Raw genomic sequence first — 12287 nt, 5'->3', positions numbered from 1 at the left:
CAAAAATTAACTCATTGTTATGAAAGCAATGCTGAATCTTGTTGGTCTTCAGTGCTTGATCTTAAGAGACGTTGCATTGCAACGTCTCTAATGTTGGGTGCGAAATGGGAAATTGCGTAATTCTAGGCATTTACAACCTTGGGAAATACCCGATTCAAGTCTAATAAAATATCTTCAAACCCAGGAATCGCTACTGACTGATGTGGTAAAGATATCTGCTTGCTGAGATAATTGAATTCACCTTGAGCATTTTGATAGGGTTGGCTATAACGCTCAAGTTGGCGAACATTTAAGTTGACAATCCAATAATCAGAAATTGCGGCTTCTGCGTAGATTTTTAACTTTGTTGTTTGGTCGTAATCTAGGGTTGAGTCCGAAATCTCAATCACTAAAAAAATATCTTCTGGATAGGGATGATGGGCGAGATAATCTTCGTCTTTGCCACGTGCTACCGCCACATCTGGTTCAGGTTCACTTTGCGAAGGCAAAGTAATCGGATCTTGTCCGCGAATCACGGCGCGATCGCCCAACAACCGATCCAATTGGCGGCATAAGATAGAACCGCAGACTGTATGAGGTGTGCCCTTGGCTACCATCTGAATTAGTTCTCCGCGAATCAACTCGATGTGATCGCTCTCCTTTAGAAATTCCAGTTCAATCAGCCGATGATATTCGTCAATAGTAAATCGTTTTGGTGTGACAACGTTCATGGGACATCATCGATTTAACTGTTATGTACTTTCTAGCTTACCATCTGTATTCATTCGCTGTTGCCCATTTTGTAGGCTGAAGGGCAGTTGCGAAATACCCGTAAGGCTTGCCTTGAGCGTAGCCGAAAGGGAAAGAAACAGAAACCTAAGTCGTGAGTCTTAGGAATCCCCGACCATTTACGGCGGGGTGGATGTCAAACTGTAGCTGTGAAAAAACGTAGTTTTTCATGCAGGGCAATCGGTGGCAGTCCAGTTTTTTGGTATCTTCTCTTGGTATTACACCCAAGACCTTGCACCCTAGTTTTGGTTAACATAGAAATTCCCCTGACATTGCAAATATTGTATGCCCAAGACTTGGAATATTAAGATAGATAACTATTTTCAAGCCAACCCCAATTGCATCATCGCCACCGCCCATGTAGACAGCTTCCCGATAGACCTGCCGCTAGAACCGAACATCCGGGAACCGAACCGCAAAAGCGCGACCTACAGACAAATGTTCGACTCACTGACAACCGAACCTGCAAAATTCTTCTCTCGTCATAGTGGAATCGTTCTGTCGGCTAATATTGCTAAACCTGTCAAAAACAAAACTGAACTGGAGCTAGAAATTTTAGAAGCCTCGGAGGGCGGTAGCGATGGCATTATCAACGGTGGGCATACAGTTTTAGCTTTTGAGCAAGCGAAAAATTACAAATATGACCTAACCGAAGCCAGAGTAAAAGTTACGATCCACATCGGATTGAGTGAAGAATCAGCCAAAGATATAGCCCTAGCAAGTAATACTACAACGCCAGTAGATTCTCGCTCCAAAGTCAACGCCAGAGGTGATTACAAATTCATCAAGCAGTATTTAGCTCAGTTAGAACAGAAAGAAGATAGAAAATTCCGCATTGCCTATTACCAAAATCAAAGCGGCGCTCCCAGAAATGCCCAGTGTAATGTCACCCATTTGCTCAAGCTCCTTTACTGCCTCGACAGAAATAAATACAACCCGGACGGCAATAAACGAACCAAGCACCCAGCAGGGATGAGTCTTCCAAGTAACATCACAGATGCAGAAAGGGAAAGATTAACCGCCTTACTGCCTCTCTTGACTCATGCTTTGTGGATAGAGCAAAGACTCTACGAAATAATCCAAGACTATATAAGCAACCCCAGAAGAAAGGGTGCTAACGACCTAGCATCAATTGATATACGTAAAACTACGTTATTGCCTGACAGCAAGTATTCATTCGGGTTTGGTGCGCCAACCGACTTAGCACTACCGATAATCGCATCATATCGGGTATTTCTAGATAAAGATTATAAATGGATTCTGCCGTTTAACGAATTCGCTGAAGATTTCCTGCAACACCTGTGGAATAACTACTTCCGCAAATACTTGGTGTCGGAGAAAACAGCAGGGAATACAGTCGGTACAAAAATCAGCCGCAATCAAGAGATTTGGGAAAGTTTGTACATTTCGGCGCAGAGTTATCTAAATCAGCACTTGGTTAAAATGGTCAACTCCAGTAAGTCAGAAGAACCGAAGGCGACACAAGGTAGAAAAAGGCGTGTGCAAGCAGCTAAGAAATGATGAAACCCTTAATAGGCAATAGTTAAAGCTAAAATTTCTTTAAATCTTTCACTGTCGGACCGTGTAAAACTTCCCCTTTGCAACTGAAACGTGAACCATGACAAGGACAGTCCCAACTTTTCTCGGCACTGTTCCAAGCAACAACACAACCCAAGTGAGAACATACCGCAGAAACAGCGTGTATTTCTCCTGTTTGATCTCGGTAAGCGGCAACTTTATCCCCATCGACAGTGACTAGTTTTCCTTCACCGATAGCCACATCTTGCAGAGATTTATTCAATCCCTTGAGGCGATCGCCTACCCAATGAGCGCCAACTTCCAAGTTTTGCTTTATACCTTGTGGAGTGAGAAAAGGAGTGGCGCGGGTTGAATCGTACAAATCAGCCGCAGGATTTTCAATGCCTAAAATCTGGTCAGAAAGTATCATTCCAGACAAGGTTCCTTGAGTCATGCCCCACAGACTAAACCCAGTTGCCACAAAGGTATGCTTGCTTAGAGGAGTTAATTTTCCTACGTATGGTATCTTGTCAGGTAAGATGCCTACGCCTTATAATGAATTTGCAGAAAGATGGGGAAATATTGATTTTACAAAATATGTAAAACTTTTGTCACAGCAAGCTGATGAGGTTTTAGAAACGGCACAGGAAGATATTCAAAAACAAGCTGAAGAATCTTTTTTAATGGTGGCAAAATTTGAACATAATTTCTGGCATATGGCTTTTCACACAGCACAGCATGAATCAAAATAGTTTTTAATGGACGAGTGTGAAACACCGGCAAATTCTTCTTAATTTCTTACAGCCGAACCTGCAACCCCAGACCCAAAAACCAGTAATATCAAGGGTTAGCGCTTTTCAAGCGTGCCATTCTATGATCCAACATTTGGAATCAACTTAACCGAAACATGATTTTAGCAAGCTTCCGAAACCCTTGAGTAAAGGCATATTCAATCTCTGCGGGATCACAAATCTCTGTTAGTTTAGATTTGAGACCAGGAAGGTCTCTGACCTCAATACAGATATTTACATATACATCCTTAGTTTCCACATGGAAGAGTCCAGCATTTATGTTTAAAAAATCGCCTGTTAGCATTGAACAGTAAGTTAAAGATTCTTTCCATTGTGATTTATACTTCATTTTAAAATAATTATCGCCTAAATTCTTTTTGAACTTAGATGACTTTTCCTGTGGTTTGGGTTCCCAGAATATACTATTCTCCAACTGCCCAAGAGCTTCTATTGTCGTTACATTAGTCGCCACATGCCTACTGCCTTGTTGTTTTAGCTTTTTCTGTTCAACAAAAGACATAGCCAAGATGCGGTTCTTATGTCGTTCAAAAGCTTCCTTATACAGTTCCCATGCTTTTTTGGTAATTGCTGATTGGGATGGCTCAACCATTTTAACGATTTCGCGCCAATCACCAAGAGTAAATCTAGTAATATTTTCAATAAAAGCGATGAAAATGGCGCTATAAATTTTAGTGGGACTCGCACCCCGTAAACCTTGCCTTCGGATCGTATCAGTAACTAAGTCTAATCTGTAAGCAGAAACAGAAAGGTCAATTTCTGTAAGCTCAAGGCTAAAACCCTGTCTAAGTCTGATTCTGCTAAAAGTTGGCTTTGCAGGATTTTCAATAGTTGTAAAATCAATCGTTTGACCACAGCTTGGACAAATAGCTTGGTGATGTTGAATCAGCACTCCATTCTCGTCAACTTCGGCATTAAAATTAGCTAATTCTTCAGTTAGCGGTTTAAAAATATGGGTGCAATGCTCACATTGAATTAAGCCTTTGTTTTGTATTTCTGATATAGTTTCAGGCAATAAAGTCCATTTGCGGGCTTCATCAGGAAGCCCATGCTTTTTCCAGTTATCGGTAATATCAATGATCACCGCCGTTGGTTTTAAAGTGTAAGTTCTTAGAACCCGCCCCAGCATTTGCAGCCAGAGAGTAGAGCTTTCAGTCGGACGGACACAGTAGACGCACTCAATATTAGGACAATCAAAGCCCTCGGTTAAGATTTCATAATTAGTAATTACTTGGGTTGTGCCATTGCGAAAACGCTGCAATATTTCTAATCTCTCTTGTGGGGGAGTTTTCCCATCCAAATGTTCGGCACTAATATAATTACGAGAAAATTCCGCAGCCAGGGCACGAGAATGTTCTAAGCTACAGGCGAAAATAACTGTACGAAGATTTCGTGCATATTTAAAGTAATTCTCAAGGATTTCACTAACCCCAATCTGGCTAGTGACGGCAACTGCTAAATCTTTAGCTCTAAAATCCCCACGAGATTTTGCAACTCCAAGAGTAGAAATAGTTTGATTCGTTGCAAATAATCGAAACTCACTTAAATACCCAGCCTGGATTAAGTAAGCCGTGTCAATGCCAATAACCAAATCATCAAATAAATCAACAAAACCTTGACCGTCAATTCTTTGGGGAGTGGCAGTTACACCTAATATCTGGGCGTTTTCATAATGTTCAATTAATCGCCGATAAGATAAAGCAGTTGCATGATGCGCTTCATCTAATATCAAAAGTCCAATGTTAATTGGCAACTCTAATACCTCTCGTCTGCTCAACGTTTGAACGCTAGCAACTTGGATTCTCCGTTCCGGATTAGCCAGAACACCTGCTTTGATAATCCCAACTGGTTCACCGATAATTTGTTCTAGCTTTTCGGCAGCTTGAGATATCAACTCAATCCGATGGGCAATGACTAAAACTTGCTTTCCTTGGTCAAAGAATTTATGAGAAATATGTGCAAAGCACACCGTTTTTCCGGCGGCTGTCGGGAGTTGTGCAAGCACTCGCCTATTACCATTCTCCCAAGAATTCCAAATATCTTTTATCCACTGATGTTGATAATCTCTAAGTTCGTAGGTAACAGGCATTTAATCTACCTCAACAATGATTTTTCTCCCGTGGGAATATTGCTTATTATGCCACAAGCCCTTAAAATTAAGATGCCGAAAATCCCAATTCTAAAAGTAGTAAAGATGCTTTGGGTTGAGTTGATGCGATGTTACTTCATCAAGAGCTTTTGAAGTTAAAAAGTGAGGAATGCACTTTGATAAATTCTAATTCCCTACTTTCATGGTAAATGCTTTATTCAAAACAGAGCGCCTAGTTATGGGATGTTATATGCCAAAATCGCAAAAACTAGAAGAATTTTTATCTATTCTTGCCAAAATTAGAGAGCATCCGACAAGTGAAGAAGGGATCATAATTTTACGTCAAGGTCTTAAGAGTAAATATTCTATAGCTGTTGCTCAAGCAGCCAAGATAGTCGGCGAATCCACTATCACTGAGTTGGTTGCTGATCTTGTAGAAGCATTTGCTCGAATGATGGTCAAACCCGCACAAGTAGACCAAAATTGTCTTGCCAAGAAAGAGATAGCACAAACACTGTATCACTTAGAATACAGCGATGAAAACCTTTTTCTGCAAGGGATTCGACACATTCAGATGGAGCCAGTATGGGGAGGAGTTGAAGATACTGCTGCCCATCTGCGGGGTATATGTGCTTTAGGTCTGGTGAGAATGAACTACTCAGATGTAATGAACGAATTAGCCGATCTACTAGCTGACCCCAAACCAGAAGCAAGAGTTGCTGCTGTAAAGGCGATCGCCTACACAGGAAATCCCCAAGGTGTACCTTTACTTCGTTTAAAAACCCGCATAGGCGATCAAGCACCACAGGTGATTTCGGAGTGCTTCAGTGCTTTGTTACAACTAGCTCCAACTGATTCACTTGCAATGGTTGCTGGTTTTCTTTTTGACCCAAAGGAGCAAATCTGTGAGTTAGCAGCATTGACGTTGGGTGAATCACGATTAGAGAAAGCATTTGATCTTCTGAGAAATTGCTGGCAGCAAACAAGAAACGTAGAACTTCGTCGCACATTGTTATTAGCAATAGGGATGTTGCGACAAGATAAAGCAATAGATTACCTGATTTCACTAGTGGCTCAAGGAAAAGATATTGATGCAAAAGATGCGATTGCAGCGTTGGCTATTTATCGAGAAGACCGTGAACTGTGGCAGCGAGTTGATCAAGCTAGTAAACAAAGAGCCAATCAATAGGGAGTTCAGAAGCATTGAGGATGTAGGGGAACTGCGAAAGTCTTAGCTGATAGAAACTACTTATCTTATATCCGGGAGCTTTGGGACGAAAGCTTGTCAAGATTCCTCGAATAGGCAATAGTCTTTATGTAACCGATAAGCAATTTGATAGGTTTGTCCAAGCGATCACATTGTGGGAGAATAGGCTGCTAGATACCAAGTAGCAGTCAACTAATACAAAAATAAAGCTAAAAACTAAAAACAAGAAAAAGATGCAAGCACAATCTCGCCGAAAAAATCGCTCCCCCAAAAAATGAGTATTCAAAGACCCCACGTTTGTCTAGTAAAGGTCTTAGGAAAAAAGCTGCTCAAAGACAAGTATTGAGTTAATAGATTGAATGCCGATAAAATACGACAATAGAAAAGGACAGACGTATTATCTCTATCAAGGCATAACGAAAACTGGTAAGCTTAAGTACTTCTTTTCCATGAAAAGTGAAGGATATTTGGTTGAAACTATGCCTGATGGCTATGAAATTTATGAAAATCCTAACGCTCAGGTTTTTCTAAGAAAGGTTCAGCCGAAAATTATTACCGATGAAGAAAGGGCAAATGTAGAAGAAGGAATAAAGAAATTTTCTAGCTTACAAGATTACCAAATAGATATAAAACAGGAAATCATCACTGTATATACAGCAGACCAAGACGTTAATCTGTTGTCCGAACTATTAAATTTTTCTGGAAGAAATGAAATGAGAGAAGGGAAAACTAAACTCAGGCTTTCTATTTCATATTCACCGATGCTTCGTTTCGTATTGATTGATCGGGCGCAACGGACATTTCTGACTCAAAGATATTGTTTTTTAGGAAGAATTGATGACTGGATAGAAATCGGCAAGCAAGGTAAGCTTCAGGGACTAGTAGAAAATTATGTAAAACATTTGGGACAAGAGTCGTTCTTTGAACTGCATTGATCTTAGTTTTTGGCTCAATCAACTAGAGGCATTGGCAAAATGGACTTGTTCTTGGCTGACCCTTGTCTAATAAGTGATCTAGAGTCTGAATATGGTAAAAGCAGAACAGCTAAAACCGATAATTTAAGATGACATAGCCGAAAATAAATCTTAAGGAACTCAAGCGATATCTGAATAATGACTCTCAATAAGAATTGATTTCAGAAAATAGCGAGCTATTTTTGGCATTTGTTAGTTTTGCAAGATATCCAAGATATCTACTAAGCAATAAGAAACGACCCCGCAACGCTGAGTAGAAAATAAACGCTTGGTAAAGAATGAGACTTGTCTCGATTAATAGCGAATGCAAATATAGACCGCCCATTGATTTTTATGCAAGCAAATCGCAGTTGTGTTATTATCCAGATGAATCTCGGTTCTAGTGGGGAACAGCCGCTAGAGGAAACGGGGAAAGTCCGGTGTAAATCCGGCGCTGTCCCGCAGCTGTAAACAAGGCTTGCCTTGTGAGTCAGAATGCCCGCCGAAGTTGACTTGTAAATTTTGTACATCTGCGAGGCACAGATAAGTATTTTTATGAAGGTTTATACAACTAATCAGCTTTACGTTCTCATAGTGCCACATATCAAGACGCTACAGATTACGACTTTCTATGAGAGGGTAAGCGGTTAATTTTCGGTACAAATTGTGTCTTGAGATCCAGCGATCGCTATAATCTACTCCAGACGAGAGTATCGTTTGTAAATAGTTATTGCGACAAAAAATGCTGTGTTAACTAACAGGTGGAAGTTGTTTAAAACAGGTAGAAAATGGCAATGTATGACGTACATATTCCTGTTTGACCACTGAACAAATACTTTCCCAATCACGTATAGAAATTGCTAAGTTACTAAATGAATACTTCAGTTAATTATCATGTCGAAATTCTATCTTCACCGAACTGGGAAGATTCCTACTGCTATTCACCCCTTTGTCAAACAAACGGGTATCCCTCAAGGCAAATACAAGCCCAGTCTACTGCAAGGGAAAATTATTCAAGATGTTCAAAACATTGCAATATCGATGTATCGGATGATTTATATTGCGATTGCCGACCGTGGGCAGTTACAACATCACTCCTCTGATTCAGGACGAGCAGCAATGAGTAAACCGTTGGATCGACTCAAATAGGTGTACAAGATCGTTCAAAAAAATGCCAACTTTATTATATTCTGTAATTGTTTTTTTTCTGCTATTAGTAATTGGAATTGCGGCTTATTTCCTAACTGCCCGCAAGTATCAATCCTCATCCACAGTCGCCAATTCCTACGATGAATGGACACTTGACGGTATCCTAGAGTTTTATTGGGGAGAACACATTCACCTTGGTCACTACGGTTTGCCGCCACGACGAAAGGATTTTTTGGCTGCTAAATCTGACTTTGTACATGAAATGGTTAAATGGGGTGGAATAGAAAAATTACCCCCTGGTACTACCGTCTTAGATGTTGGCTGTGGGATTGGCGGCAGCAGTCGGATTTTAGCGCGGGATTATGGGTTTGCTGTCACCGGGATTACCATCAGTCCTATTCAGGTGAAACGCGCCCAGGAGTTAACACCCCTTGGGCTAAACGCCCAGTTTGCGGTTGATGATGCAATGGCATTGTCGTTTCCAGATGCCAGTTTTGATGTGGTTTGGTCAATCGAAGCAGGCCCCCACATGCCAGATAAAACTGTTTTTGCTAGAGAATTAATGCGGGTGCTAAAGCCTGGTGGAGTGTTGGTTGTAGCTGACTGGAATCAGAGGGATGATCGCCAAAAGCCGCTAAATTTTTGGGAGAAACGAGTAATGCGCCAACTCCTCGATCAGTGGTCTCATCCAGCTTTTTCGAGCATTGAAGGTTTTTCCGAGCTTTTGGCAGGGACAAAATTAGTTGAAGGGGAGGTAATTACGGCAGACTGGACGCAAGAAACCCTTCCTTCTTGGTTCGATTCAATTTGGCAAGGAGTGGCTCGACCAGAGGGATTAGTGCGTTTTGGGCTGTCTGGTTTCATCAAGTCTGTGCGCGAGGTACCGACGCTTTTACTGATGCGTTTGGCGTTTGGTGCAGGATTGTGTCGATTTGGAATGTTCCGGGCTGTGCGGGTAAATGGAAGCACAGAATCCATGTACAGAAACTTTGCCAACCAAAATCCCTCAAGCTTGGTTAGGTAGCGATCGCAGCTATTTATGAATATTTGGATTTTAACTAAGTTTGGGGGGTTTTACTCCCTAGTAGTTCGCCAAGTGAACTTGGCGGGGTAAAGGGTAAAGGGGAAGGGGGAAAGGTTTCAAATCCCTTACCCCTTACCCCTTCCCCTTTCCCCAGCCATCACGCAGCATTTTTGGGTTGGCAGACTACTAGTTCTAGAGGTAGAACACAATTGAAGTCTAGCTAAATCCCCGTCACAAAACGTAATTATGAATTATCGAATTAAGGGATTTGTACCAGTTCCAAACAAACCTATCCGTCTGGTATTTCAGGGTGTTGGTAATCGATTTGACTACTTTTATGACCGTCTTTGGCAACCCCAGGAACCCCGTCAAACGCGATTAGTATTGATTGGACGAGAGCTTGAGCAGGTTCGCATAGAATCATTGGTGCTGGGGGAGGAAGTCAATGCGACCATCCAATAGTGTTTGGCAAGGAAATTTCGGCTACTGGCAAAACAACTTTATTCATAATAATCTGCTGGTAATCGGTTACACAGGATGGAAGGGATTTCAGTCATTTGGGCGGGGAATTGTTATTTGTGATGTGGATACTAAAGTTACTCACCCTACAAATACAAGTCTTGATACAGTTCCCTTTACTCTCCAATTTCTCCCCTGGGATCTGATTGGGTTTTACTTGCGATCACAATCACTTAACTCATCTATAATCTCATCCATTTTCCCAGCAGTCGCAACATACAATCCCCATCAAGATATTCTTCTGGTGCTAAAGGCAGAACCTCAGATTGAGGTTAATTTTTTACACCAACTAAAAATTACTCCACCCGATTGCTACGAACAAGTTTGCAAGCGATGGTCAGAATTTCAACCAAGCTTAATGCCCTAATACTTACTTTATTCCTCAATGCTCAAACCAAAATTAAGCAAGATTCCGAAACCTACTTGCTACCAAAATGCGGCGATAGATTATTACATGGGACTCACAAATTCCGACTATCTCAGTTTGTACGAGGTGCGCTATGCTACATTAGGCGGCGCTGTCAAGTCAATACTACCAGTTATTTCAACTTAGCCCAAAAAGAACTTCAGCCGCTAGGAGAAAGTTTTATTTAATGGAAACCGCAGTGAAAAAGTCGGATTTTGTCCTGAGTCCTTACATGAACAGCAGGGACTTGCGGGCAACTTATCAAATTCTGAATACGGTTGTGCCTTATGTGGTTTTATGGTTTTTAGCACACAAAGCAGCTGCTATTTCTTTTTGGTTGCTTGCGCCTACTATAGTTTTGATGACGCTGTTTTCAGCACGTTGTTTTTCTTTAATGCATGATTGCGGACACTATTCACTCTTTCGTTCAAAAAGGGTTAATCAAATTATCGGTTTTATTCTGGGGGTGATCAACGCGATACCTCAATATCCGTGGTCAAGAGGACATGCCTATCACCACAAAACCAACGGTGATTGGCAACGCTATCGTGGTCCTAGTGCATTACTCTCTACTGAGGAGTTTGCTCGCCTCAGTCCATCTGCCCAAAGGCGTTATGAATTACTGAGGCACCCATTCATGATCTTTCCGGGAGGTTTTTTCTATGTCGCGATTAAGCCAAGACTCGCCCTGATTGCTGGAATATATGATTTTATCACTCATCTACTGACTTGCTTGCAGCAAGATCCTTTTATGGATTTACCTCGAATCATCTCCTCTCATAAGTCTAGAAATTGGTACACTGCGGCTGAATTCTGGCATCTGTTGTTCAACAACATTTGTGTAGTCGGCATCTGGATTTTTCTGGGGTATTTACTTGGATTTGGCTTTTTCGTGAGCGTTTACTCAATTACGCTAACTTGTGCTGCGGCAATCCTCATCTGCGTCTTCTTTGTTCAGCACAACTTTGATGGCTCTTACGCCCACAAGACTGAAGGGTGGGACTATCTCGAAGGAGCAATTAAGGGCAGCAGTTATCTGGAGTTACCCACCGTTTTAAAGTGGTTTTCCGCCAATATCGGCTACCATAACATTCATCATCTTTGCGACAGAATCCCCAATTACAACCTCCAAGCTTGCCACAATCAAAATATTCACCTGCTTAGAAGTGCAAAAACGCTGCGAATGGTAGATATTCCTGATTGCTTCAAATACATTCTGTGGGATTGTCCCTCCAATCGCCTCACGTCGATAGCATCGTTTCGTCAAGCGGCACAATCCATCGAGTAGAGAGAGCCAAGGAAGCGTAAAGCTTCTATGTTTGCTGGGGTAGTTCCTTTAGGTGAGGAAATACTACAACTAAAATCTCAAATTAATGCATTGATGGCTCGCTACAGCTTCCTCAAGCCAGGGATGTTTTTTGTGGATTTAGAAACAACGGGTAACTATTTTGATATTAGTGGCGACAAAGTATTTCCCGACCTAGCGCAGACTACCTACGGCAACTGCTCGATACTGACTACTTCATTGCGATCACCGCATTGAAAGAAGGTGAGGTCGTTGGCGGTCTTACAGCATACGAGCTTAAAAAGTTCGAGCAGGAGCGCAGCGAGATTTATATCTACGATCTAGCTGTTGCCGCCGCACACCGACGGCAGGGGATCGCAACGGCATTAATTCAGAAGCTGAAGGAAGTAGCAGCAGCTTATGGAGCTTATGTCATTTTCGTCCAGGCGGATATCGGTGACGATCCAGCCATTAAACTTTATACAAAGCTGGGCGATCGCGAAGACGTGTTGCATTTCGACATAGCAGTTAATAGCGGCAATGACAATGCCTAATGCTTA

General features: G+C 41.7%; 12 protein-coding genes, 2 pseudogenes and 1 riboswitch. Of the genes and pseudogenes, 11 read left to right on the top strand and 3 right to left on the bottom strand.

The features are described from left to right. Positions 1–122: 122 nt before the first annotated feature. On the bottom strand, positions 123–710 hold the full coding sequence (locus tag ACFFRD_RS00695; RefSeq protein ID WP_392476133.1) for a Uma2 family endonuclease: 588 nt from the start codon (positions 708–710) through the stop codon (positions 123–125). Between the two features lie 343 nt (positions 711–1053). Between ACFFRD_RS00695 and ACFFRD_RS00690 the strand changes: the two genes are divergently transcribed. After that, entirely contained in the window at positions 1054–2289 is a 1236-nt protein-coding gene (locus ACFFRD_RS00690; RefSeq protein ID WP_392476132.1) for an AIPR family protein, read from the top strand. A gap of 28 nt (positions 2290–2317) precedes the next feature. Here the strand turns inward: ACFFRD_RS00690 and ACFFRD_RS00685 are convergent. After that, positions 2318–2818, bottom strand: a pseudogene (locus ACFFRD_RS00685) (Rieske 2Fe-2S domain-containing protein); the annotation flags it as partial. A gap of 7 nt (positions 2819–2825) precedes the next feature. Here ACFFRD_RS00685 and ACFFRD_RS00680 point away from each other — a divergent pair. Continuing rightward, on the top strand, positions 2826–3038 hold the full coding sequence (locus ACFFRD_RS00680) for a hypothetical protein (RefSeq protein WP_392476131.1): 213 nt from the start codon (positions 2826–2828) through the stop codon (positions 3036–3038). Between the two features lie 139 nt (positions 3039–3177). Here ACFFRD_RS00680 and ACFFRD_RS00675 read toward each other — a convergent pair whose 3' ends face one another. Next, positions 3178–5184, bottom strand: coding sequence for a DEAD/DEAH box helicase (locus tag ACFFRD_RS00675; protein ID WP_392476130.1), 2007 nt, complete (start codon positions 5182–5184; stop codon positions 3178–3180). Between the two features lie 202 nt (positions 5185–5386). On the opposite strand from ACFFRD_RS00675, the gene ACFFRD_RS00670 reads away from it, so the two are divergent. The 9 genes and pseudogenes from ACFFRD_RS00670 to ACFFRD_RS00630 all read left to right on the top strand — a co-directional run bounded on the left by ACFFRD_RS00670 (position 5387) and on the right by ACFFRD_RS00630 (position 12281). Then, positions 5387–6373, top strand: a complete 987-nt coding sequence (locus ACFFRD_RS00670) for a HEAT repeat domain-containing protein (RefSeq protein WP_392476129.1) — start codon at positions 5387–5389, stop codon at positions 6371–6373. 377 nt (positions 6374–6750) lie between these two features. Then, positions 6751–7326 (top strand): hypothetical protein, encoded by a 576-nt coding sequence (locus ACFFRD_RS00665; protein WP_392476128.1) that lies wholly within the window; start codon positions 6751–6753, stop codon positions 7324–7326. Positions 7327–7722: 396 nt separating this feature from the next. Continuing rightward, positions 7723–7866, top strand: a riboswitch (cobalamin riboswitch). A gap of 372 nt (positions 7867–8238) precedes the next feature. Next, complete coding sequence (locus ACFFRD_RS00660; protein ID WP_392476127.1) at positions 8239–8493, top strand: hypothetical protein; 255 nt, start codon at positions 8239–8241, stop codon at positions 8491–8493. Positions 8494–8515: 22 nt separating this feature from the next. Beyond that, a complete protein-coding gene (locus ACFFRD_RS00655) occupies positions 8516–9517 on the top strand; it encodes a methyltransferase domain-containing protein (RefSeq protein ID WP_392476126.1) in 1002 nt (333 codons plus the stop codon). A 252-nt stretch (positions 9518–9769) separates the two neighbouring features. Then, positions 9770–9979 (top strand): annotated as a pseudogene (locus tag ACFFRD_RS00650) (GTP-binding protein); the annotation flags it as partial. Next, positions 9963–10403, top strand: coding sequence for a hypothetical protein (locus ACFFRD_RS00645; protein ID WP_322720305.1), 441 nt, complete (start codon positions 9963–9965; stop codon positions 10401–10403). The pseudogene ACFFRD_RS00650 and the gene ACFFRD_RS00645, both read left to right, overlap by 17 nt. A gap of 226 nt (positions 10404–10629) precedes the next feature. After that, positions 10630–11730, top strand: coding sequence for a fatty acid desaturase (locus tag ACFFRD_RS00640; RefSeq protein WP_392476125.1), 1101 nt, complete (start codon positions 10630–10632; stop codon positions 11728–11730). A 27-nt stretch (positions 11731–11757) separates the two neighbouring features. Next, positions 11758–11985, top strand: coding sequence for a hypothetical protein (locus tag ACFFRD_RS00635; protein WP_392476124.1), 228 nt, complete (start codon positions 11758–11760; stop codon positions 11983–11985). Then, positions 11913–12281 carry a GNAT family N-acetyltransferase gene (locus tag ACFFRD_RS00630; protein WP_392476166.1) on the top strand — a complete coding sequence of 123 codons (369 nt, stop codon included), beginning with the start codon at positions 11913–11915 and terminating at the stop codon, positions 12279–12281. Before ACFFRD_RS00635 ends, ACFFRD_RS00630 begins: the two co-directional genes overlap by 73 nt. Positions 12282–12287: the final 6 nt, after the last annotated feature.

The sequence above is a fragment of the Nostoc sp. C110 genome, from assembly GCF_043099725.1.
Classification (GTDB): domain Bacteria; phylum Cyanobacteriota; class Cyanobacteriia; order Cyanobacteriales; family Nostocaceae; genus Nostoc; species Nostoc muscorum_A.
This window is presented reverse-complemented; position numbering and strand designations above follow the sequence as displayed.

What these genes read in the sequence shown, in the direction of transcription:
- ACFFRD_RS00695 (WP_392476133.1), bottom strand. Translation starts at nt 710, where the DNA reads ATGAACGTTGTCACACCAAAACGATTTACTATTGACGAATATCATCGG.
- ACFFRD_RS00690 (WP_392476132.1), top strand. Translation starts at nt 1,054, where the DNA reads ATGCCCAAGACTTGGAATATTAAGATAGATAACTATTTTCAAGCCAAC.
- ACFFRD_RS00680 (WP_392476131.1), top strand. Translation starts at nt 2,826, where the DNA reads ATGCCTACGCCTTATAATGAATTTGCAGAAAGATGGGGAAATATTGAT.
- ACFFRD_RS00675 (WP_392476130.1), bottom strand. Translation starts at nt 5,184, where the DNA reads ATGCCTGTTACCTACGAACTTAGAGATTATCAACATCAGTGGATAAAA.
- ACFFRD_RS00670 (WP_392476129.1), top strand. Translation starts at nt 5,387, where the DNA reads ATGGTAAATGCTTTATTCAAAACAGAGCGCCTAGTTATGGGATGTTAT.
- ACFFRD_RS00665 (WP_392476128.1), top strand. Translation starts at nt 6,751, where the DNA reads ATGCCGATAAAATACGACAATAGAAAAGGACAGACGTATTATCTCTAT.
- ACFFRD_RS00660 (WP_392476127.1), top strand. Translation starts at nt 8,239, where the DNA reads ATGTCGAAATTCTATCTTCACCGAACTGGGAAGATTCCTACTGCTATT.
- ACFFRD_RS00655 (WP_392476126.1), top strand. Translation starts at nt 8,516, where the DNA reads ATGCCAACTTTATTATATTCTGTAATTGTTTTTTTTCTGCTATTAGTA.
- ACFFRD_RS00645 (WP_322720305.1), top strand. Translation starts at nt 9,963, where the DNA reads ATGCGACCATCCAATAGTGTTTGGCAAGGAAATTTCGGCTACTGGCAA.
- ACFFRD_RS00640 (WP_392476125.1), top strand. Translation starts at nt 10,630, where the DNA reads ATGGAAACCGCAGTGAAAAAGTCGGATTTTGTCCTGAGTCCTTACATG.
- ACFFRD_RS00635 (WP_392476124.1), top strand. Translation starts at nt 11,758, where the DNA reads ATGTTTGCTGGGGTAGTTCCTTTAGGTGAGGAAATACTACAACTAAAA.